The 21035-nt window shown below is 64.4% G+C and carries 21 protein-coding genes and 1 riboswitch; of the genes, 6 read left to right on the top strand and 15 right to left on the bottom strand.

From position 1 onward, the window contains the following. Positions 1 to 114: 114 nt before the first annotated feature. Positions 115 to 1146, top strand: a complete 1032-nt coding sequence (locus AAFP05_RS06150) for a cobalamin biosynthesis protein (protein ID WP_341728971.1) — start codon at positions 115 to 117, stop codon at positions 1144 to 1146. Here the strand turns inward: AAFP05_RS06150 and AAFP05_RS06145 are convergent. The 7 genes from AAFP05_RS06145 to AAFP05_RS06115 form a co-directional block, all read right to left on the bottom strand. Beyond that, on the bottom strand, positions 1086 to 1724 hold the full coding sequence (locus tag AAFP05_RS06145; protein ID WP_341728970.1) for a histidine phosphatase family protein: 639 nt from the start codon (positions 1722 to 1724) through the stop codon (positions 1086 to 1088). The genes AAFP05_RS06150 and AAFP05_RS06145 overlap by 61 nt on opposite strands. Further along, complete coding sequence (rsfS, locus tag AAFP05_RS06140; RefSeq protein ID WP_341728969.1) at positions 1721 to 2122, bottom strand: ribosome silencing factor; 402 nt, start codon at positions 2120 to 2122, stop codon at positions 1721 to 1723. The genes AAFP05_RS06145 and rsfS overlap by 4 nt, the downstream gene beginning before the upstream one ends. Before the next feature lie 41 nt (positions 2123 to 2163). Next, the gene (gene nadD / locus AAFP05_RS06135) at positions 2164 to 2871 is read right to left on the bottom strand and encodes a nicotinate-nucleotide adenylyltransferase (RefSeq protein ID WP_341728988.1); all 708 of its coding nucleotides are present in this window, start codon (positions 2869 to 2871) and stop codon (positions 2164 to 2166) included. 25 nt (positions 2872 to 2896) lie between these two features. After that, the gene (locus AAFP05_RS06130; RefSeq protein ID WP_341728968.1) at positions 2897 to 3916 is read right to left on the bottom strand and encodes an ABC transporter substrate-binding protein; all 1020 of its coding nucleotides are present in this window, start codon (positions 3914 to 3916) and stop codon (positions 2897 to 2899) included. A gap of 82 nt (positions 3917 to 3998) precedes the next feature. Beyond that, entirely contained in the window at positions 3999 to 4778 is a 780-nt protein-coding gene (locus AAFP05_RS06125; RefSeq protein WP_341728967.1) for an ABC transporter permease, read from the bottom strand. Continuing rightward, on the bottom strand, positions 4775 to 5614 hold the full coding sequence (locus AAFP05_RS06120) for an ABC transporter ATP-binding protein (protein WP_341728966.1): 840 nt from the start codon (positions 5612 to 5614) through the stop codon (positions 4775 to 4777). Before AAFP05_RS06120 ends, AAFP05_RS06125 begins: the two co-directional genes overlap by 4 nt. Continuing rightward, positions 5603 to 5695, bottom strand: a riboswitch (TPP riboswitch). Its footprint overlaps the gene before it by 12 nt. A 1-nt stretch (position 5696) precedes the next feature. After that, the gene (locus AAFP05_RS06115) at positions 5697 to 7139 is read right to left on the bottom strand and encodes a DUF222 domain-containing protein (RefSeq protein WP_341728965.1); all 1443 of its coding nucleotides are present in this window, start codon (positions 7137 to 7139) and stop codon (positions 5697 to 5699) included. Positions 7140 to 7329: 190 nt separating this feature from the next. Here AAFP05_RS06115 and AAFP05_RS06110 point away from each other — a divergent pair, with 190 nt between their 5' ends. Beyond that, the gene (locus tag AAFP05_RS06110; RefSeq protein WP_341728964.1) at positions 7330 to 7575 is read left to right on the top strand and encodes an AbrB/MazE/SpoVT family DNA-binding domain-containing protein; all 246 of its coding nucleotides are present in this window, start codon (positions 7330 to 7332) and stop codon (positions 7573 to 7575) included. Then, positions 7572 to 7982, top strand: coding sequence for a PIN domain-containing protein (locus tag AAFP05_RS06105; RefSeq protein WP_341728963.1), 411 nt, complete (start codon positions 7572 to 7574; stop codon positions 7980 to 7982). The genes AAFP05_RS06110 and AAFP05_RS06105 overlap by 4 nt, the downstream gene beginning before the upstream one ends. A gap of 9 nt (positions 7983 to 7991) precedes the next feature. On the opposite strand, the gene AAFP05_RS06100 is transcribed toward AAFP05_RS06105, so the two are convergent. Together AAFP05_RS06100 and AAFP05_RS06095 are read right to left on the bottom strand one after the other, a co-directional pair. After that, the gene (locus AAFP05_RS06100) at positions 7992 to 8132 is read right to left on the bottom strand and encodes a hypothetical protein (RefSeq protein ID WP_341728962.1); all 141 of its coding nucleotides are present in this window, start codon (positions 8130 to 8132) and stop codon (positions 7992 to 7994) included. Between the two features lie 30 nt (positions 8133 to 8162). Further along, complete coding sequence (locus AAFP05_RS06095; RefSeq protein ID WP_341728961.1) at positions 8163 to 9128, bottom strand: AraC family transcriptional regulator; 966 nt, start codon at positions 9126 to 9128, stop codon at positions 8163 to 8165. Positions 9129 to 9320: 192 nt separating this feature from the next. Here AAFP05_RS06095 and AAFP05_RS06090 point away from each other — a divergent pair, with 192 nt between their 5' ends. The 3 genes from AAFP05_RS06090 to AAFP05_RS06080 are packed head-to-tail and all read left to right on the top strand — an operon-like array spanning position 9321 to position 12276. Further along, positions 9321 to 9956: an MptD family putative ECF transporter S component gene (locus AAFP05_RS06090; RefSeq protein ID WP_341728960.1), complete on the top strand. Its 636-nt coding sequence runs from the start codon at positions 9321 to 9323 to the stop codon at positions 9954 to 9956. Continuing rightward, positions 9953 to 10678: an energy-coupling factor transporter transmembrane component T gene (locus AAFP05_RS06085; protein ID WP_341728959.1), complete on the top strand. Its 726-nt coding sequence runs from the start codon at positions 9953 to 9955 to the stop codon at positions 10676 to 10678. The genes AAFP05_RS06090 and AAFP05_RS06085 overlap by 4 nt, the downstream gene beginning before the upstream one ends. Further along, the gene (locus AAFP05_RS06080; protein WP_341728958.1) at positions 10675 to 12276 is read left to right on the top strand and encodes an ABC transporter ATP-binding protein; all 1602 of its coding nucleotides are present in this window, start codon (positions 10675 to 10677) and stop codon (positions 12274 to 12276) included. The genes AAFP05_RS06085 and AAFP05_RS06080 overlap by 4 nt, the downstream gene beginning before the upstream one ends. 53 nt (positions 12277 to 12329) lie before the next feature. Here the strand turns inward: AAFP05_RS06080 and proB are convergent, their stop codons facing one another. The 6 genes from proB to AAFP05_RS06050 form a co-directional block, all read right to left on the bottom strand. Beyond that, positions 12330 to 13466 (bottom strand): glutamate 5-kinase, encoded by a 1137-nt coding sequence (gene proB, locus AAFP05_RS06075; protein ID WP_341728987.1) that lies wholly within the window; start codon positions 13464 to 13466, stop codon positions 12330 to 12332. Positions 13467 to 13492: 26 nt separating this feature from the next. Beyond that, positions 13493 to 15028, bottom strand: a complete 1536-nt coding sequence (gene obgE, locus AAFP05_RS06070) for a GTPase ObgE (protein ID WP_341728957.1) — start codon at positions 15026 to 15028, stop codon at positions 13493 to 13495. Positions 15029 to 15110: 82 nt separating this feature from the next. Next, positions 15111 to 16433, bottom strand: coding sequence for an MFS transporter (locus tag AAFP05_RS06065; protein ID WP_341728956.1), 1323 nt, complete (start codon positions 16431 to 16433; stop codon positions 15111 to 15113). Beyond that, entirely contained in the window at positions 16415 to 18151 is a 1737-nt protein-coding gene (locus tag AAFP05_RS06060; protein ID WP_341728955.1) for an ABC transporter ATP-binding protein, read from the bottom strand. Before AAFP05_RS06060 ends, AAFP05_RS06065 begins: the two co-directional genes overlap by 19 nt. Next, positions 18148 to 19992: an ABC transporter ATP-binding protein gene (locus tag AAFP05_RS06055; protein ID WP_341728954.1), complete on the bottom strand. Its 1845-nt coding sequence runs from the start codon at positions 19990 to 19992 to the stop codon at positions 18148 to 18150. Before AAFP05_RS06055 ends, AAFP05_RS06060 begins: the two co-directional genes overlap by 4 nt. A 194-nt stretch (positions 19993 to 20186) precedes the next feature. Continuing rightward, entirely contained in the window at positions 20187 to 20807 is a 621-nt protein-coding gene (locus AAFP05_RS06050) for a helix-turn-helix domain-containing protein (RefSeq protein ID WP_341728953.1), read from the bottom strand. Positions 20808 to 21035: the final 228 nt, after the last annotated feature.

Genomic DNA, 21035 nt, shown 5'->3' with positions numbered 1-21035 from the left:
CCTGGAAGGTGAGCGCGTTCCCACTCCGCTTAGGTAAGGCATGCCTAATGCACAATAGCCTCAGTGGTTCGTGGCCGATACGCCGGGGTCCCGCTTGTTCACGGATCCGGCAGAATGGCGTCCGTGAATCGTGCGCTAGGTCTTGCCGCCGGAACCGCTGCGGACGCCGTCTTCGGCGACCCGAGGCGCCATCATCCGGTGGCCTGGTTCGGCAGCTGGGTCGGCTGGCTCGAGAAGCGCGTCTATCAAGATTCGATTGGCCGAGGGGCGCTCTTCGCCGCCACCGCACTCGCCCCGGTGGCGGCGATCGCTATCGCCGCCGAGCGACTCACCCGCAATCAGCCCGTGGCGCGCGCTGCGCTGACCGCAACGGCCACCTGGGCGGTGCTCGGCGGGCGCAGTCTCGCTTCTGAGGGTAAGCAGATGGCCGACGAACTCGAGGACAATGACATTCCCGCCGCCCGCGAGCGCCTCACGCATCTATGCAGCCGCAATCCCGAAAACCTGGATGCCGCAGAGTTGGCCCGCGGCACGGTCGAATCACTCGCCGAGAACACCTCTGACGCCGTCGTCTGTTCGCTCTTCTGGGGGGCCGTCGCCGGCATTCCCGGCCTGCTGCTGCATCGCGGCATCAACACCCTGGACGCGATGGTCGGCTACCGCAATCCCCGCTACGAGCGCTTCGGAAAGGTCTCGGCCAAGCTGGACGACGCCGTCGCCTTCATCCCGGCCCGGCTGTCGGGCGTGATCTCCGCCGCTCTGGCAGCGACCATCGGCGGCAGCCCGACGAACGCCTGGCGGGTCATGATGCGCGACGCCCGCAATCACCCCAGCCCCAACGGCGGCTGGTGCGAGGCCGCCTGGGCAGGGGCTCTCGACACTCATCTGGGTGGGGCGTCCGACTATCACGGGCACCTCGAACAGCGCCCGCAACTCGGCGATCCGGACGCGCCGGCCCCCGACGTACGGACGATCAGGCGAGCGTCCAGGCTCGTCGGTGCCGTAACCGCCGCATCTGCCGGGCTCGCGGCAGCAGGATCGGTGGTTGTGGGTGCCGTCAATTGGCAACCGCGACGGATGGTAACTCAGCTATCGCCGAGCAGCAGGCCTTCGGCTCGCTGGTTCCAGCTGACCAACTTCCAATAGCCCTCATCGCGGGCACCGAGCATCGTCCAACCGCAATTCGACATGCTCGCCAGGCTGGTGGAGGTCGGATAGTCCCAGCCCAGCAAGCTGGCGGTACCCATCCTGATCGCCAGCCCGTGACTGGCGACGACCACGGTCTGGCCCTGATGCCTGGATGCAATCTCGCGCAGCGCCACGGCCATCCGCACGGCCACTTCGCTCGCCGTCTCTCCCGTCTCGGAGCGGCGGGCATCACGACCTTCGGCCAGGGCTCGGGTGAATTCCGGATTGTCCCGGTAGATTTCCTCGGCCAGCAGCCCTTCCCATGAACCGACATCGATCTCCATCAGCCGGTCATCGGTCGCGATGGGCAGCTCGATCCTGCGCGCCAGTGCCTGAGCGGTGACGTGGGCCCGCTGTAGCGGGGAGGCATAGATAGCGTCAACAGGCAGTTTTGACAGACCGACCGCAGCCATCTCGGCCTGTGCGAGACCGACGTTGTTCAACGGCGCATCGAGCTGCCCCTGAAATCGGCTCTCCACGTTGAAGGTGGTCTGGCCGTGCCGCCACAAGATGATCTGGGTGTGCCCAGGACTCACTGCTCGTCGCCGTCCCCGGCCGGTTCGCTATCGTCGTCGGGAAGTCCCAGTTCGATGATCGGGCAGTCCTTCCAGAGCCGCTCCAGCGCGTAGAGATCGCGCTCCTCGTCGTGCTGAACATGCACCACCAGATCGCCGTAATCGAGCAGCACCCAGCGGTTCTCCCGGCCACCCTCCCTGCGCAGCGGACGAAGCTTCGCCACGTCGATCAGCTTCTCCTCGATGGCATCGACGATCGCGCCCACCAGCCGCTCGTTGTTCGCGCTGACGATCAGGAAGATGTCGGCGATGGCAAGGGGCTCCGACACGTCGAACGCGACAATCTGCTTGCCCTTCTTGTCGTCCGCGGCCTTGGCGGCGAGCCGGGCGATCCTGGTGGCTTCTTCGGTAGCGCTCACATCACATCCAAACTGATCTTCTGAAGATCTCGAGGTTCGGTTTACCAGTCGACAATATCCGCCTCAAGCGTCTCCCCCGCATTCGCCGGGGTGTAAAGACCGCGTTTCGCGACATATTGGACGACGCCGTCGGGCACCAGGTACCACAGCGGCAATCCTTCTCGAACCCTGTTGCGGCACTCGGTTGAGCTGATCGCCAGCGCCGGCACCTCGAGCCGAGTGACCTTCTCGGCCGGCAGATGGCTGATATCGCGAGCCTTCAGGTCGACCCCCGGACGCGACACTCCGACGAAGCTCGCCAGATCGAAGAGTTCGTCGGCTCCGCGCCAGGTGAGGATCGAGCCGAGTGCGTCCGCCCCGGTGATGAAGGTCAGATCGACATCTTCGCCTCGCTCACCACGCAAGTCCTTGAGGGTGTCAACCGTATACGTATTGCCGGCCCGGTCGATATCGACCCGCGACACCGAAAACCGCGGATTGGACGCCGTGGCGATCACCGTCATCAGGTAGCGATCCTCGCGGTTACTGACCTTGCGTCCGGCCTTCTGCCACGGCGTACCGGTGGGTACGAAGACCACCTCCTGTAAGCCGAAGCGAGCCGCGACCTCGCTCGCCGCCACCAAGTGGCCGTGATGGATGGGATCGAAAGTGCCACCCATCACGCCCAGGCGGTACCGATGTTTACCATCGCGAATGCGAGCGAGCCCCAGGTCGATTGACTCGTGGGCCTGTTCACCGACGTCGGTCATGGGCAGCACAATACTGGTCACACGCTCACGGTAGGTAGTCGTTGGTGGTGGCCTGTGCGCCGTCGACCTGGCCTTCGAGCAGACCGTTGTCGAACATCCAGGACGCATAAGTCGCCCAGTCGGCGGCCGACTGCTTGCCGAAGTCCTCGGCGGGGAGCAGCGCCAGCGTCGCCTCGACCATCGCAGCCAGTACCTGCGGCTCGTAAGAGCCCTCGGTCTGCGGGGTCAACGCGTCGATCGCCACGTGAGAATCTGCCACCGCCGCAGCTTGACCGGCGGCGGTGCCGGCAAGAAATGCCTTGACGCGCTCGACATAGTCAGCGTCGGTTTCAAGTCGCTTCGGATTGGCGATGATGACCAGTTCCGAATAGTCGGGGACGCCCAATTCGGTGGCCGGCAGGACGACGACATCGGTCTGGGCAGCCAGTTCGACACCCTCGATATTGCGGAAGGCGCCGAAGATGGCGTCCACCTGATCAGTGAGCAACGCCTGATTGAGGCTCTGCTGAACGTTGGGCAGTTCGATGCTGTCTGGGTTGACTCCTGCCTTGCGGGCAATGAAATCGATCGTCGGCTCCTGGGAGGCCAGCCCCGACAGTCCGATGGTCTTACCCGCGAGATCGCTCGCGCCGGCGATGCCCGAGCCGGCCTTGGTCACCAGCGAGGTCAGCGAGGTGGGGATGAGGGCTGCCACCGAGACCACGTCCAGCCCGGATTCGACTGCGATCAGCGTGTCCGGCTCGTACGAGATGGCCAGGTCGACACGTCCGAGCGAGACCTCGCGGGCGGCGTCAGCGGTATTCGATGGGGTGGTGAAACTGACCTGAATGCCGGCATCTTGGTAGGCGCCGATCTGCTGGGCCGCATAGAGGGCCGCATGATCGGGATTGGGTGCCCAGTCGAGCAGCACGCTGACATCGTCTGCCGCACCGCCGGCCCCGGAGGCCGATGCGTCGGGCCGGCTTGCGGACGATCCGCAGGAGCTCAGCGTCAGGCAGGCTGCGACACCCAGCGCGATCGAGGTGAGTAGCCGTGGAGTCTTCATGGGGTGTTCTCTCTTCTTGGTAGGGAATGGCTTCTTCGTAGGGAATGGCTTCATCGGATGCCTTCGGCCCGGTGGCCGAACGTCAGGAAGTGCCGTCGCTTTCGCTGGGTTTGTTCCAGGGGCAGACCCAGCGTTCCAACCCGGTCACGGCGGCCAGTAACGCGGCCGACATGATCGTGAGGACGACGACCTGCGCGAAAACGAAATCGGTCTGCATACGTGGGATGGCCTGCAGCATCAGGTAGCCGATGCCGTTGGTCGAACCCGTGTACTCGGCGAAGACTGCTGCGACGGGCGCGAAGGTCACCGAGACCCGCAGTCCGGCGAAGCCGCGCGGCGCAGCGAAAGGCAGGCGCACCCGCCAGAAGAGTTCGTGCCGTGAGGCGTGCAGACTGCGAAGGGTATCGATCAGCCGGGCGTCCACAGCACGTATCCCGGCCAGCAGATTGAGTGCGACCGGGAAGAAGCAGAGCAGCGCGACCACGATGACCTTGGCAGCCATGCCGTAGCCCAAGGCGATGGTGAGCAGCGGGCCGATGACGATGATCGGGATCGCCTGCGAAGCGATCAGCAGGGGTGTCATGGCCGATCCGATGACCGGCAGATAGCCGGAAACGATGACGACGATCACCGCCACCGCGACGCCCAGCACAATGCCGGCGAGCGTTTCGCCCAGCGTCAGCCAGGTGGCCGAGCCGAGCCTGGTCGGCCAGGTCGTGATCAACGAGTCCAGCACCGCCCGCGGAGAAGGAATGACGTAATCGGGAATCGCGCCACTGGCGGTCACGCCGATCCAGATTGCCAGCACCAGCAGGACCGTGACCGTCGGCGGCAGGATCTTGCGCCGCAGGTAGGAATTCATCGGTCCGCTCCCGGGATCGCATCGCGTGGACCGGTACCGCCGGGATCCGCGAACGATTGCAGGATCTCCTGCCGAGCCTTGGCGAAGGCAGGGTCACCGAGGAGCAGTTCGCGGGGCCGCTCGTCGTCGAACCAGCCGGGCCAGCTGGCCGCGGCGGTCGCCGGCTCCCCCGGTGCGACTCCTGCCAGCAGCACCACCTCCCGGGAGAGCAGCAGTGCTTCGTCCACATCGTGGGTGACCATGATCAACGTGGCGCTCGAGCGGATGATCGTACGCCGCAGCCACTGCTGGATCTCGGCACGGGTGATGGCATCCAGCGCGCCGAGCGGCTCGTCCGCGAGCAGAATCGGCTTGTCGGCGAGCAGCGCCCGCGCCAGTGCGGCCCGCTGACGCATGCCGCCCGACAGCGCGGCAGGACGCGCGGATTCCCAATCCGACAACCCCCATTGCTGCAACGTGCCATGCGCCCGGGCCCTGGCCAGGGGGCGCCTGATACCGCGGTTGCGCAGGCTGATTGCGACATTGTCGAGCAGGTTCAGCCACGGCAGCAACGAATCGCCTTGGGGCATGATCGCACAGGACGCGAGCCTGCCGGCGGGGTCGTCGTGTCCGAGCACGCTGACCGCTCCGGTGTCCGGTTCGCGCAGCCCGGCGATGATCGAGAGCAGTGTGGATTTGCCGCAACCCGAGCGTCCGATCAAGGCAATGTGTCGGCCCTCGGGAACGGCGAGTCGCACTCGTCCCAAGACAGCGCGCTCGTCCTTCGGGTAGCGATAGCCGAGATCGTGGACGACGACCGCGGACGCTGAAGAATCGGCCGACACATCGGTGGCCATCGACATCCCTCCGCTCATCCGAATGAGGTCAGGTTCAACGGGTGTCATCTCAGCCCCGGCGGGGCACCCCGTGTCGTCTTAACTAACGCGCCGAACTATAGCAGTCCGCCTCAGGTTCGGGCGTGGTGATGCGGATGGCTCCTGCTGCGGTGACCGTGTAGCGGTAGCCGTGGGGTGAGGTCCAATGGTAGACGCCCGGGGTCGGCTGTGAGAGTGTCCACTTTCCGTGAGTTTTCGCACGGTGGGCTTTTCTTGACACGGGTCCGAGGTTGCCGAGGCGGGTTTGACCTGGTCGGCCCTTCACGTAGGCAACTGTGTGGTCGGCATCACAGTTGGACGCCTTCGTGGTGGCGTAGGGGAAGATGTCCACGGGGTTGCGCTGTTCGAGAGCGAAGCGCATCTTGGTCGGTGTTTCGTAGCAGTCGACGGGACGCAGGCCCGCGGGATCAATGATCGGCCGGAGGGTGACTTTCGCTCCAGCGAGAAACTCTGGGAGACGCGCAGTGAGGAGCGGACCCCAGCCCTCGACGCGTGCGACACCGGTGGCACTGCTCGACTCGTTGGCGCTGAGAGCAGGGTCGTCGGACGAGATATGCACGATCAGGGTGCAGTCGATCGGCTTACGGACCACGGTATCTGCTGGCGAGCTGGCGCCTACCTGGGTGGGACTTGGCAAGGCGAAACCTGGCTGATCGTTGGCCAGCCCGTTGTAGGCGTTTTGGGTGATGATCCCGAACGCGAGCGAACGTCTGCGGTCCACATCACGCAAGAGCGCAGTGTCAGGTTTGGCGGAGAAGAGAGTCGCGACATGATTCAGGACTTCGTTGAACTTGATGCCGTCTGCCGCATCGACGACCCCGAAGAGGTTCACGTGGCCATCTTCGATCGGTGAGACCCGGATCCGGCGGGAGTCCCGGCGGCCTTGTTCCCGCTGCATCGCGAGATCAGGGTCGGCTTGGATGATCTGTCCGGGCAGTGCCTTCATGACCCTGGCCCAAGGCAGCATCCCCACGCTCGTGGCGATCGCGGCATCGACCTTGCGCGCCGCCCGATAGGCGAGGTGGGAGCATTCGAAGCAGATCTTCATGGCCTGCCAGACGCGCACGCTGCCGGCGAGGACGGCTTCCCACAACTCGGGGTGCCGGTGGCGTAGGTCCAGGGCGTCACCGATCCTGCCGAGTGCGGTCTTCTGGGAGACCCCAAGTAGTGCACCTAGCTCGAGGGCGAGGAATTCGGCGACTTGAGGGGTGCCATCATGGCCGGGCTGAATCAATCGTTCAATGCCGGCGCCGACGGCTTCGTGGTCAATCTCCCAGCGGTCTGCTGCCCGGATGATCCCCACCAGTTCGGCGATCTCGGCGGCGACGAGCTGCTGATGCGCATGATCGATCGCCTCCAGAATCTCCCGGTTCGACTCATGTTCGATCACCAGCGCTGTGGAGAGCACCGGCTGCGCACTCGCTGCGGTCAACGCCGCGGCCGGCGGCCGCCGAGCTTCGCGGGGTTCCAGGAGTGTATGCTTCATGTTCTAATATTAATCGAACTCATGTTCGTCCGCAAGGGTTCCGGCAGGATCTTTTCACTGTCTTTGTTCGATTTAATCGACCCACGACCATTTCCGCGTTCCTGCGCTGCTGCAAGGTCGCCGGCCTACTGGCTCCGACAGCACGTTGCCATCGCGCCCGCGCGACAGAGTCAGATGGTAATCTGGCCCCATGCGCACAACCATCGATTCCGGCGGGCGGATTGTCATACCAAAGGAACTACGCGACGCCCTTGAGTTGAAGCCGGGACAATTCGTCGACATCGCCATGCTCGACGGACGCATCAGCATCGACGTATCCGGCGTCGGCATGCACTTGGAAACACCCGACGGCATTCCTGTCGCTATACCAGATGAGCCGATCGAGCCGCTCACCGTCGATACAGTGCGGGGCGTATTGGAGCATCTGCGCCGATGAAAGCGCTGGATACAGGCGTTGTCGTTGCTGCATTCGCCCGCTGGCACGACGCACATCACACCGCGCGCGCAGCGCTTTCCTTGCAGCCACAAATCGCCGGGCACTCACTCGTCGAGAGCTACAGCGTGTTGACGCGGTTGCCAGGCCCACATCGTGTCCGCAAAGAATTGGCAGCAGAGTTCCTTGAGCTTGCGTTTCCAGACGTACCGTTGTGCCTCAGCCCGCTGCAACTGCGCAGTCTCGTAACAACGCGGCTACCGGCACTCGGTATCGCTGGCGGAGCCGTTTATGACGCGATCATCGCGGAATCAGTACGGCTCGCTGGAGGCACGCTGATTACCCTCGATCGCAGGGCATTCACAACGTACGAGCGAATCGGATGCCCGGCTGAGCTTCTCACTTATTGATAAGCCCACTCACGAATCCGCGACGTGATCGAGCAGGATCAACGAATCCCGGTGGACGATCTCCCGCTCATACTGGGCACCCGGGTCGGCCGCGAGGCCGGACGAGCGACGCACTTCCTCAAGCTCGCCTTTCCGGACGAACCGCCTCATCTCCAACCCGCCGCTGCCCTTGAAGCTGCCTCAACGCATGGAGACGCGGTACTGGCTGGGCCGCAGACCGGTTTCCCGGCGGAACAGCTCGGCGAATCGTCCGGGAGATGCATAGCCGACGGCGGAAGCAACATGGGCGATGGTCAGATCATCGCGACGTAGGAGTTCTTTGGCGCGACGGATGCGGCAGCGATGCAGGTAGCCGATGGCGCTGACACCCGCCACGGCACGGAAGCTCTCCTTGAATTTGGTCTGGCCCATGCATGCCAGATTGGCTAGTTCGCCCAAGGCAAGCGCCTCTGCGTGGTGCCGATCGATATGGGCCATCACCGAATGAATGCGGCGCTGATCGTCCGCGCTGGTTCTGGACGCTCGGACGTCGGGCAGTCTCCTGGTCCGCTCAACCAACAGTCCCAGCACCTGAAGGACCGTCCCTTCGTACCACAGACAACTCCTCGGCGACTCTCCCGCCTTGGGCCACAGCCGCATGAGCTTCGCCCGCAGCTGCGGCCAGTTGCTGCCATCGGTATTCAGCGACTCGAAAGCATCGGCGACACCGCTGAACTGTCCCCCGTATTCCGCGTCCAGATAGCGGTGCGAATACTCGGGAGTGACCTCGACCCCGACACTTCTGATCGGCACTTGGCCTCGTACCAGGGCATGCCAGCCGGTCGGACGCGAGCAGTAGCCGGCGACGTGATCGGAGCGCAACACTCGTGGCGGATCGTATTGTTCACCGGCGATCGACTCATACCAGGTCACGCTCACGTAATCGGGCAGCGTGAAACTCAGTGGCGAATCCCGCGCCAGGGTGAAATCGTGAATGGCGATCGACCACTGCCCGGTGGGCGAATAGAGATGGTAGTTCCCGGCACCGACTTCTTCCGGCACCTCATACGACATCCAGGTTTCACCGAAACCGAGCGGCGGAGAGATCTGGCGGAAACCGAAGCTGGCAACACTCGGCTGATGGATGCCGCTCACCAGGTGTCGCACCGTCTGTAACCTCTCACCCAGTCGCATCGTGCCGAATCAGATACCACGATCGGACGCAGTCTTGAGCCGATCGGACGCTTTCCCTATACGCCAGACCAACCACGCCCTGCCGAACACTATATTCCACGAAGGTAAGGGTTGCCTAAGCTTGCCCCGGCCGGGAACCATCTGCTTGCCGAAAAGGGAATGAGCATGCGTGAGCAAGTCCGCGAAAACACCAGGACGACCCGGGCGTCCGATGCAAAGAAGGGGCTATCGGCCCGCGACCTGATTACCACCGGCATCTTCATCGCCATCTTCTTCGTCTTCACGATGGCCGGCGGAATGATCGCGATCAGCCCTGTACTGACCTTCGCCATGCCCGCAACGGTCGCATTGGTCACCGGGCCCATCTATCTGCTGCTCATCGCGAAGGTGCCCAAGCACGGTCCGATCATCATCCTCGGAGCCGTGATGGGCATCTTGATGTTCGTGACGGGCATGTTCTGGCTGTGGTCGATCGCCTATGTCGTGGCCGCGATACTGGCAGACCTCATCGCCGGAGCCGGCAAATTCAGTAACCGAACGCTGAATATCGTGAGCTTCCTCGTCTTCTCGCTGAACCCGATGGGCTCCTATCTGATGTTGTGGATCAGCCCGGCCAGCTACGCCGCCTATCTGACCGGCAAGGGCACCGACCCGGCGTATATGGAGACCATGTCCGCCACCGGAACGGTCTGGGTGCTGCCGGCGATGATCATCGCCATCCTGGTCTGCGGGCTGATCAGCGCATTGTTGGGGCAGAAGCTCCTGCGCAAGCAGTTCGAGAAAGCCGGCGCCACCGCGTGAGCGCACTGACCAGGAAGCAGCCTCGCCGCACGTATGTCGACCCCAGGACGAAGCTGGCGACGCTGCTGGTAGTGGTGCTCGCGACGATCGTCGCTCCTACCTGGCAGTGCGAGGCATTGGTCATGGGGTTCTCCGCGATTATCACGATCTCATGGGGCCGATGGCGCTACGCACTCCTGATGACCACAGCCTATGGGCTTGTCATCGCCGGAATGCTCGCACTCGCCTCGACAACCGCGAACGCCCTGACCACGATGGTGATGGCCTTCTTCATGCTCGTCCGCAAGGTCTTCCCGTGCGCCCTGCTGGCCGGCGGGGTGGTCTCGACCACGCGCACCGGCGAATTCATGGCCGCGCTCACCAAGCTGCGGGTGCCCCGGACGCTGTCCATCCCGCTGGCCGTGATGATGCGATATCTGCCGATGGTGCGCGAGGACTGGCATTTCATCTCGGACGCCATGCGAATGCGTGGTCTCTCGCCAACCCCGCTCGGGCTGCTGCGCACCCCGGCGAGAACGGTCGAGTGCGTCTATGTGCCCATGTTGATGTCCGCCAGCACGACCGCCGATGAACTGTCGATGGCGTCCATCGCCCGGGGTATCGAGAACCCTGCCCGGCACACCAGCCTGGTGCCACTACGCTTCACCGGCGTGGACGCCCTCACGCTGGCCTTGGGCGCCTGCTTGCTCGCCGTGATGATCGTGACCGGAGCAGCCCGATGATCCGTTTCGAGAATGTCAGTTTCAGTTACGACAGTGGCGGCGCCGAATCAGGGGTATCCGAGATCGATTTCGAGGTCGCGGCGGGCGAATGCGTGCTGTTCTGCGGAGCGTCCGGTTCGGGGAAGACCACGATCGCGAAACTGGCGAACGGGCTGGCCCCCGACTTCATCCCCGGCCAGATGAGTGGCCGGATACTCGTTGATGGCCGAGACCTCGCCGAATTGGAATCCTGGGAGCGAGCCCGGCTGATCGGGTCGGTCTTTCAGAATCCGCGCACCCAGTTCTTCAATACCGATGTGGCAGGTGAAGTCGCGTTCGCCATGGAATGCCTGGCTTGGCCCGGGCAACGGCTGCGGTCACGCACCAGCGAAGTGATGTCCGCGCTCGAGCTGGCGTCCTTGGCCGACCGCAGCATCTTCTCCTTGTCGGGAGGCGAGCGCCAACGGGTGGCCTTCGCGTCCGCCTATGCGGCGATGCCCGGCAACTATGTGCTTGACGAGCCGACCAGCAATCTGGACGCTCGAGCGACAGATCACCTTGCCGAGTATGTGCGGCTGGCGAAGGCCGAAGGGGCGTCCACCCTGGTCGCCGAACACCGGCTGTATTGGCTCAGCGACTGCGTTGACACGGTGGTCTGGCTGCGCGATGGCCGGATCGGCCAGGTCTTCACCCGCGATGAGTTCTGGGCTCTCGATGCGGGCGAGCGGGCCGCTATGGGGTTGCGATGCACCGACCTCGATGAGGTGGCCTGGTCGACGGAAGACCGGTATCGCCCGCTGCTCCCGGTGGAACGATCTCTTCTCGGCAGTGGTGGCCAATCCCACGAGGACGACGCAGCTTCGGCGTCCGGATACTATCTGGAAGCCGAATCCCTGACCGCGTCCTATCGCGGCAACGACGTGCTCACCGGCATCGACTTCGCCGCCCGCTCGGGCGAGGTGATCGCCGTCACCGGATTGAACGGCGCGGGCAAGACCACGCTCACGCGCCTGATCAGTGGATTGCACAAGAACGGCGGCGGCACCTTGAGGTGGGGTGACCAGCCGCTCACCCGCAAGAACCGGCTCAAGGTGTCGGCCATGGTCTTTCAGGATGTGAACTATCAGCTCTTCGCCGACAGCGTGCTCGCCGAGGTCACCTTCGGGCTCGACCAGAGCGAGCCAGATCTGGCCATCCGGCTGCTTGCCGACCTGGGGCTCGCCGATCTCGCCGAACGACATCCGGCAACCCTGTCAGGGGGCCAAAAGCAGCGGCTCGCGGTGACCTCCTGCATCGCGGCCGGCAAACAGATTCTCACCTTCGACGAACCCACCAGCGGGCTCGATCTGACCGGCATGGATCAGGTCGCCACCCTGGTCAAGAAGGTGGCCGCGGCCGGGAACCTGGTCTTCGTCGTCACCCATGATCTGGAGTTCATCGCCCGTGCCTGCACCCGGGTGCTGCACATCGCCGATGGCCGGCTTCAGCTGGATGCCACGCCCCACGAGCTGCCCATCGGCCACCTTGCGGCTCTCCTGGGCGGCCAGTCAACCAGTAGTCCTCAACTGCTGCAGGCAAGAGCCGCCGACCCCGACAGCTGTTCCCCGGCTACACCGTGACGAGCCGGATGCTCGGCTGAAACACTCGGGCGCTGATGCCACTCCTGGTCTTCTCACGAATCGGCGACATGGGTCAGCAAGATCAATGAATCGCGGTGCACAATCTCACGCTGGTATTGCGCTCCCAGGTCGGCCGCAAGGTCGAACGTCCGGCGTCCGAGCATGGCAGGCAGTTCGTCCGAGTCGAAGTTCACCAGGCCGCGGGCCACCGGGATGCCGGACGGGGTTACCAGGTCGACCGGGTCTCCGGCGGTGAAGTTGCCTGTCACCCGGGTGATACCTGCCGCCAACAGCGAGGCATTCGACCCGATGACCGCATGCACCGCTCCTGCGTCCATATAGAGCGCACCCCGTGCGACCGAGGCGTGTGCCAGCCACAGGAGCCTGCGCGGGCGCCGCTTGTCGATCGGTGAGAATGCCGTGCCCACCGCTGCCCCGTTGAGAATCTCCCCCACCTGGGACGCCCGCCCCAAGACCACCGGAATGCCCGCGCCGGTCGCGATCTGCGCCGCTTGGAGCTTGGTTGTCATGCCCCCTGAGCCGATATTCGAGCCGATCCGATGAGTGTCAACGGTGAGTTCCTCGACATCGGAGACAAAGCCGATCGGCTCCGAGCCGGGCTCGTCCGGATGCGCGGTGAACAACGAATCCACGTCGCTGAGCAGCAGCAATGCGTCGGCACGCACCATCTGCGCGACAAGCGCGGCCAGCCGATCATTGTCACCGAAATGAATCTCGTGGGTGGCGACCGTGTCGTTCTCGTTGATGACAGGCATCACGCCCATGCGCAGCAACGTACCCAAGGTGCGTAGTGCGTTCGCGTAGCTTGACTGCCGGGTGACGTCCTGCACGGTCAGCAGCACCTGACCCACCAAGATCTCGCGCTCCCGGAACAGCTCGGTGTAGCGCTGCACCAGCAAGCCCTGGCCGACGGCAGCAGCAGCCTGTTGGTGTGCCAGATCCCGCGGGCGCCTGCGCAATCCGAGTGGAGCAAGCCCTGCGGCAATCGCTCCGGAGCTGACCAGAACGATGTCATGGCCGTCGTCGTGGGCATCGGCCAAGGCGCTCACCAAAGCGGCAATCCGCTCCTCGGCAATGCCGTGGGAGGCACTGCTCAACGAGGAGGAACCGATCTTGATCACCAGTCGGCGCCCGGTGGCCACCTGCTGACGGACCTCGTCCTCGGTCAGCACGCCATCAAAATCAGGGCTCACCACTACCGCTCGCCGTCCTCATCGAAGTCATGGGAGAGTTCATCGGCAAGCACCTTGCCGTGAAGCTCGCGCCAGTCGGCCTCCCGGTCGTCACCCATCAACTCGTCGCGCGCAGCATGGTAGGCGGCGTCCAGCTCGCGGCGTCGCTGCACCGACGGACGCACCTCGTCGAGTCGTTGGTCCTCGCCGCGGCGCGAGAGCAGTTCTGCACCGGTATCGAGTTGCGGAGCGAAATCGAAGACAACCGGATGCTCTCCGACGCCGATCGCCACGGCATCGCCCGGCTCGGCACCCATGGCCAGCAGCCCGTCCTCGACACCCAGTCGATTCAGCCGGTCGGCGAGGTAACCAACGGCCTCGGCATTACCGAAGTCGGTCTGCCGAACCCAGCGTTCGGGCTTGTTGCCCTTCACTCGCCAGACGAATCCGCCCTCCCCGTCACCTTGCCGCTTGATGGTGAACTCGGGCCCCTTCGAGGCCACCGGCTCGGGATGGATCACGATCCGCCGTGCTGGAGCCGCCGCGATCACGGCGCGACGCTCGCGGACGATCTCGGCCATCGCGAAGGTCAGTTTGGTGAGTCCCTCGCCGGTCATCGTGGAGATCGGGAAGACCTGGTAACCGGCGGCCTCAATGTCAGGAGCGACGATCTCGGCCATGTCGCGGGCGTCGGGCACGTCGATCTTGTTCAACGCCACCAGCCGCGGCCGGTCCTCGAGACCGCCGTGTTCGGCGAGTTCGTTCTCGATGATGCGCAGGTCCGCGAGCGGCTCGCGTCCTGGCTCCCAGGTGGCGCAGTCGATGACATGGACGATGGCCTGGCAGCGCTCGATGTGACGAAGAAAATCGTGGCCGAGACCGCGTCCCTCGCTGGCGCCCTCGATGAGACCGGGCACATCAGCGACGGTGAACGTGGTCTCGCCGGCCACCACGACGCCCAGGTTCGGGATCAACGTGGTGAAGGGGTAGTCGGCGATCTTGGGCTTGGCTGCCGAGATCGCCGCGATCAGGCTTGACTTGCCGGCGCTCGGATAGCCGACCAGGCCGATGTCGGCCAGCACCTTGAGTTCGAGATCGATGATGCGCTCATCGCCGTCTTCTCCCAGCAGCGCGAAGCCCGGGGCCTTGCGGGCAGCCGATGCGAGCGCGGCATTGCCGAGGCCACCCTTGCCGCCGGACGCGACGACTACCTCGTCCACCTCGCCGAGATCGGCCAGCACGCGTCCAGTGCGCTCATCGGTGACGATGGTGCCCTGCGGCACCGCCAATATGATGTCTTCACCGCTGGCGCCGTTTCGGTGCGCGCCCATGCCGGGCTGGCCGTTCTGTGCCTTGCGCACCGACTGCCGGTGGTAGTCGACCAGAGTCGTCAGGCCGGGGTCCGCGCGCAAGATCACCGATCCGCCGCTGCCGCCGTTGCCACCATCGGGGCCACCGAGCGGCTTGAACTTCTCGCGGTGCACCGACGCGCATCCATGGCCCCCATTGCCGGCGCTGACAGTGAGCCGAGCGCGGTCAACGAATGATGGAATCGCCATGAAGTGTGCTTTCTGAGCGTGCATACCAGCAGCGGATGCAGGCTGGCAGCGCCCGTCCGGGCGCGTCTGCCCAGTCTACTAGCTAGACCGCATCAGGCAGCGGCAACGATTCGGCCTCCGGACGCTGCCGCACCGCCGGATGCATCCAGACGAAGCACACCACCAAGCCCATGACGACCGCCCCGATGACCACCGGCAGCACATGACCGATGCCATAGGTGACGGTGCCAATGGTGGGAGCCAGCACGAAGGTGAGCCCATTGTTCATGCCGAGCGTCCCCGCCAGGCCACCTTGCTCCCGGCGTTTCATCAGCAAGGACGGACCTGCGGTATATCCCGGGGTCGCTATGCCCAGCCCGAATCCGATCACGAAGATCGACGTCACGAAGACGACCGCACCCGCGTTCGGGATCAGCATCACGAAGCCCACCAACGCGACAGCACTCCCGATCCGCAAGAGCTTGAACGGAGCCCAGCCCGAGCGCGGCACGATCAGCGCCTGCGCCACGATCTGCCCGATTCCGGCGGCGAGCAGCGTGCCGCCGGTCGCGAGCCCCGTTGCCTCCGCACCCAGACCGAAGCGATCCTGCACCATGAACCCGGTGATGACCTGAATGAAGCCGAGCGAAGTGAACATGCCGAAGCCGGCCACCAGAAACGGCCAGACACGCGGGTCACGCGGACTCACCCATGGCGCCTTCTCAACCGCGACGCCCACCGGCTCGGGTCGAAGTCTCGATACGACGACCAGGCCGATCACCAACAACACCGGGACGAAGGCGAGCGACACCAACAATCCAAAGGCCGCCAACGCCCCGCCGAGCCCGGCCCCGAAGACCATCGCCATGCCCTGCGCGGCGCCCAGCCCGGCCATACCCTTGACCCGTTCGTGCTCGGTGCCGGTGACCTTGGCAATGTAGGTCTGCGCGGTGGGCGCCACTGCCGCCATCGAAGCACCGAAAGCCAGCCCGCGTATCGCGAGAACCAGCACGAAGACCAGTCCAGTGCCCAACAACCCTGTCGTCCCGGCCCACGCCGTGGCCACGAATGCCACCATCGCCGTGCCCGCCAAGGCCACCGCCTGACCGAGCACTCTTCTCGCGCCATGCGACTGAGCGTGGCGTCCCCACGACTGGCTGGTGAGCACCACCATGATTGCCGCCACGCTGATGGTCAGCCCGAGCTGCCACTCCGCCAACCCCAATTCGCGGGCGAGCGGCGACAGCACCGGGCTCAGCATCATCTGCGACATGTAAACCAAGAAGACCACCACGGTGACGGCCTTCACCTGCGGTCGCATGCCTTGCGGACGCACGCCTCCCGCCGGCGCCTGGGCTCCCGCGTCGGCCGGCACGCCATCGGTCAACAGTGCATCGTCTGCCCCGGTCACTTTGCGAGCGTCCATCCCCGCGCCCGGGTCTGAGCCTGCCACATCGCGGCGTAGCGTCCGCCTGCAACCAGCAGCGATTCGTGGTCGCCTACTTCGGTGATGTGCCCCTCCTCGAGGACGACGATCTGATCGGCCGCGACCACCGTCGACAGCCGGTGCGCGATGACGACGACGGTCTTGTCCTTCACCAGCCGGTCGATGGCCTCTTGCACCATGACCTCCGATTCGGTGTCGAGTGCCGAGGTCGGTTCGTCCAGCAGCACGATCGGTGCGTCCTTCAACAGCGCCCGTGCGATCGCGACCCGCTGCCGTTCGCCTCCCGACAGCTGGTTGCCGATCTCCCCCACCCGGGTATGAACCCCGTTCGGAAGCCGGGCGATCAGATCGCCGCAGTTGGCCAGCTCCAAGGCGTCCAGTACCTCCTGCTCGGACGCGGCCGGATTGGCCATCGCCACGTTCTCCAGAATGGTCGCGTCGAACAGGTGCACATCTTGGAAGACGACCGCAATCTGACGCATCAGCTCGCGTTCTTCGACATCGCGGATGTCGGTGCCACCTATCAGCACACGTCCTGTCTGCGGGTCGGCGAACCGCATGATCATCCGCGTCATGGTGGTCTTTCCACCGCCGGATGGCCCGACAAATGCCGTCAGCGAGCCTGCACGAAGCTTCAGATCGATCTCGCTCAAGGCCGGTACATCGGATCCCCGATAGCTGAAGGTGAGGTTCTCGAACTCGACATCGTGGCCGGTGATCGATGCCTGCTGATCGGGCACCGACAGCGGCTTGATCTGCAAGACCTCGTCGATGCGCTCCATCGCCGCCTCGGCGGCTTCGAAGACCGCTGTCAGCGAGGCCGCCCTGGCGATCGGTTCAGCCAATCCAGCTGCCGCCACCACCACGGCCGCCGCGGACACCGGGGTCAGCTGGGCACCGAGAACCAGAGATGCACCGACCGCCACCACGCCGGCCACCGCAAGGTTCGCACCAACGGCGGCGCCGGTGAGCGAGAACGTCACCTCATCTATCGAGGCACGAAGCGCTTTGCCCTGATTCGCCATCGCGTCGACCAGCCGCTCCGAGCGCTCACCGATCTGCCCCGCTGCCTTGAGCACCGGCAGTCCTTGAACATATTCGACGATCCGGTTCGCCGTCTCCGCATCGGCCGCGCCCACGACGCGCTGGCTGGATCCAATCACCGAGTTCTGTTTGACGAGCGCGAACGCCGTGATTGCGGCGCCGATCAGGGCTCCGAAGATCAACCGCCAGTCGATCACCACCAAGGCGGCGATGAACCCGATCGGAATCACCACCAGCCGCACGAAGCTGGACGCGACGGTGCTGGTCGACATCATCGCCGTCGTCACGTCTTGGTTGAGCACCGTCGTCACACCGCCGGATCGGTGTCTGGCCAGTTCCTCGGCCGGGATCTTGCGCAGTTGCTCGCCTATCCGCAACCGCATGTCCTGCATCACGTCGCCGAAGTAGTCGTAGGCGAAGCCCAGCTCGCCGCGCCTGGCAAAGCTCTCCAGGACGAGCAGGGCCGCGAGCACTGCCAGCAGAACGCCCGCACGTTGATTGTCCTGATTCAACAGCGCCACCACGAAAGGCAGCAGCACGATCAGTGCGGCGCCGTTGAGCAGCGCGCCGACGATCGTCATGCGGACGGTGCGGCTCCACTGAGGCCGGAACGGGCCGGCCGCGGTGCCCATGAGTTCGATGATGCGTCTCATGCTTGCTGCTCCTTCATCGTCCGGGCCCGCCGCAATCCCCAGCCTTGAGCGGCCAGATGACGTTCCCACAGCATCGCGTAGCGTCCGGAGGCCGTGACCAGTTGCCGATGCGTTCCGGTCTCGGCGATGCGGCCGTGGTCGAGTACCACGATCTGGTCGGCGTCCACGATGGTGCTCAACCGGTGGGCCACGATGATGACCGTTCGTCCCCTGGTCAACTCGGCGATTGCATCCTGGATGGCGGCCTCATTCTCGGGATCGGCGAAGGCCGTCGCTTCGTCCAAGATCACGATCTGGGCGTCCGACAGCAAGGCACGTGCGATGGTGACCCGCTGGCGCTGGCCACCCGAAAGGCTCGTGCCACGCTCGTCGACCATCGTGGCATACCCCTTGGGTAGCGCCGTGATCTCATCGTGGATTTGGGCCGCTCGGCAAGCTTGCTCGATTTGTTCATCGGTGGCGTCGGGAACCCCCAATGTGAGGTTCTCCCGAATGCTCGCGTGCAGCAGGAATGGGTCTTGAAAGACCAACGCGATGTGACGAAGCAGGTCCTCGGACGCGATCTGCCGAACGTCCACACCACCGACGCTGACCGTGCCCGAGTCGACATCGAAGAAGCGCGGCACCAGCCTTGCCACAGTCGATTTGCCCGATCCGGACGATCCCACCAGGGCGCAGGTGGATCCGCTGGGAATGTCGATGGAGATATCGACCAGGGCGGGCTCGCGATCACTGACGTAAGAAAAGGTGACGTGATCGAAGCGGATGCCTCCGTTCTTCGGACGCCGCGCGGCCTCGGGTTCGGGAAGCTCTGGTAGTTCCAGAACTTCACTGATGCGTACCGCAGCCGCCAACGACTTGTTGACGTAATCGGTCATGAACATCAGCGGCTGGAAGGAGTCGACCGGCATCGCGGCGAGCAGCAGCACAATGACCACGGTCATCGGATCAATCCAGCCGAGTGCGGCCATCAGGTAGCCGCCGGCCGCCACCAGTACGGTCACCGGCATCGGCGCGATGAGCAAGTTGCTCGCGGTTGATGCGGCCTTCGTCCGGTCATTCCAGGCATTCAGTCTCACTGTGAACGAACGGACGCGCTCGGCGTAGCGCGTGAATGACTCGGATCCGCCGTCGAAGGTACGAACCTCTTGCATGCCCTGCACATACTCGACGCTGGACGCATCAATTGCCTCCAGCGCCTTGTTGTAGGCCTCGCTCTCCTGACGGTAGTCCTTCATCGACAGCGACATGACGACGACGAGGATCGGCAAGATGAGCAGCACGACCAGCAGCAACCGCCATTCGATCACGCCGATGGCGATCAGGGAGAAGGCAAGTCCACCAAAGCCTGCACCGATCATGGACGGCGAGTCTGCGATCGCCGCGTGCATGCCTCGCACATCACCTTGGACGATCTTCTTCACCCCACCGGCACCGATGTTCTGGACGGTTCCCAGCGGCAGTTTCCCCAGATGGGCGGTGATGGCGCGGCGCATCATCGACTCGTGGTCGAAGGCCGCCTGATGTGAGACGACACTGCCCAGCGCGGTGCCTGCCGCCGATCCGATCATGGCGGCAATCACGCCTGCAACCCATCCGGTGACCGCGCCCGCGGTTGTTCCTGCGATGAGGTCCTTTACCAACAGCCCGGATAGCACCAGAGCCGCCACCCGTAGACCGGCACCCAACGCGCCGAGTAGCACGGATGCGATCAGCCGGCCTCGCACCGGGGCGATGATTGCCAAGAGCGCCTGACGGGGGTCGCGGTCGCTCGCGGGAGAGCGGAGATCCTCAGCGGCCTCCGGCGGAGCCAGGGCCTGAGCATCACCAATCGTTGTCATCACTTTCCCTCATTCTCGTCGGATGAGCCGCGCGTGCCTCACTCGCATGCTCGGCGCGCCGCGTCTCAACCCTGCGTTGATCTGGGAAGAACAAATCCTTCGTTCTGCCTTCGGCCTTCCCTTGGGGTAACAGCGTACACATAAGCAACGCGTTTGTTAACAAAAGGGCACGGCGGAGCTCGCCGACGCGGGAATCAGGGCAGCAGGGCGTCCAACAGCAGATCGAGATTGGCCTCGAAATCGTCCTGCACCTTGCGTCGGCCTTTGAAACTCTTCAGCGGGGCAAGCGCAGGCAGCTCGTCCGGATCGGTCGCCCGAAAGACCTCTTGCGCCTGGGTGGTGCCCCGGGTATGGGTCATCATCGACTCACCGATCAGGTACTCGAACAGCAACTGCCACGCCTTCAGGGCCGCCTCGGGCTGCAACCCGGAGCGGGCCAAGGCATCGAAGATCTGGTTCATCAACGGCATGATGTGAACACTGGCCAGCCCGTCCACGGTGAGTAGCTGCACCACCCAGTCATGGCGCTGAAAGGCGCTGTGCAGCCCGGCCAGAATCTCACGCAATTCAGCCCTCGGCTCGCCACTGCCAGGCCGCTCGATCGCCAGCGCCACCACATCGAGCATTGCGATCAACAGATCCCGGCGATCGCCCACATGCCGGTACAAAGACATCGGGGCAACACCCAACTCATCGGCCACCCGACGCATCGACAAGGATGCAATCCCCTCGGACTCCACCACGCGAAGCGAGGCGTCAACAATGGCATCCTTCGTCAACGGGAGGCGATGTTGGCCTGGCTGGGACGTTTGCATTTCCCCATCATGCCGCGGTGGACCGGACCACCCGACCCCCGGTGGCTAAGGGTAGGCATCATATGGTAAGCCTTACCTAACGTACACCGTTACCCATTTGAGCGATTGGAACTCTTGATGGCAACAACTCTGCGGAAAATTGCCGCAGCGGGCACGGCGCTGGCGCTTCTCGGACTCACCGCCTGCAGTTCGTCGTCCGCCGACTCCGAAGACGTCGCAGGCTCAGCC

The organism is Brooklawnia sp. (assembly GCF_032229645.1).
GTDB lineage: Bacteria > Actinomycetota > Actinomycetes > Propionibacteriales > Propionibacteriaceae > Brooklawnia.
Note: the sequence above shows the minus strand (reverse complement) of the source record. Positions and strands in the feature narration are given on the sequence as shown.

Bases quoted from the DNA above. Each gene is read 5' to 3' on its own strand.
- AAFP05_RS06115 (WP_341728965.1), bottom strand. From the start codon at position 7,139: ATGAAGCATACACTCCTGGAACCCCGCGAAGCTCGGCGGCCGCCGGCC.
- AAFP05_RS06065 (WP_341728956.1), bottom strand. From the start codon at position 16,433: ATGGACGCTCGCAAAGTGACCGGGGCAGACGATGCACTGTTGACCGAT.
- AAFP05_RS06125 (WP_341728967.1), bottom strand. From the start codon at position 4,778: ATGAATTCCTACCTGCGGCGCAAGATCCTGCCGCCGACGGTCACGGTC.
- AAFP05_RS06100 (WP_341728962.1), bottom strand. From the start codon at position 8,132: ATGAGGCGGTTCGTCCGGAAAGGCGAGCTTGAGGAAGTGCGTCGCTCG.
- AAFP05_RS06055 (WP_341728954.1), bottom strand. From the start codon at position 19,992: ATGACAACGATTGGTGATGCTCAGGCCCTGGCTCCGCCGGAGGCCGCT.
- AAFP05_RS06120 (WP_341728966.1), bottom strand. From the start codon at position 5,614: ATGGCCACCGATGTGTCGGCCGATTCTTCAGCGTCCGCGGTCGTCGTC.
- AAFP05_RS06105 (WP_341728963.1), top strand. From the start codon at position 7,572: ATGAAAGCGCTGGATACAGGCGTTGTCGTTGCTGCATTCGCCCGCTGG.
- AAFP05_RS06090 (WP_341728960.1), top strand. From the start codon at position 9,321: ATGCGTGAGCAAGTCCGCGAAAACACCAGGACGACCCGGGCGTCCGAT.
- AAFP05_RS06060 (WP_341728955.1), bottom strand. From the start codon at position 18,151: ATGAGACGCATCATCGAACTCATGGGCACCGCGGCCGGCCCGTTCCGG.
- AAFP05_RS06080 (WP_341728958.1), top strand. From the start codon at position 10,675: ATGATCCGTTTCGAGAATGTCAGTTTCAGTTACGACAGTGGCGGCGCC.
- AAFP05_RS06150 (WP_341728971.1), top strand. From the start codon at position 115: ATGGCGTCCGTGAATCGTGCGCTAGGTCTTGCCGCCGGAACCGCTGCG.
- AAFP05_RS06130 (WP_341728968.1), bottom strand. From the start codon at position 3,916: ATGAAGACTCCACGGCTACTCACCTCGATCGCGCTGGGTGTCGCAGCC.
- AAFP05_RS06050 (WP_341728953.1), bottom strand. From the start codon at position 20,807: ATGCAAACGTCCCAGCCAGGCCAACATCGCCTCCCGTTGACGAAGGAT.
- AAFP05_RS06110 (WP_341728964.1), top strand. From the start codon at position 7,330: ATGCGCACAACCATCGATTCCGGCGGGCGGATTGTCATACCAAAGGAA.
- obgE (WP_341728957.1), bottom strand. From the start codon at position 15,028: ATGGCGATTCCATCATTCGTTGACCGCGCTCGGCTCACTGTCAGCGCC.
- nadD (WP_341728988.1), bottom strand. From the start codon at position 2,871: ATGACCGACGTCGGTGAACAGGCCCACGAGTCAATCGACCTGGGGCTC.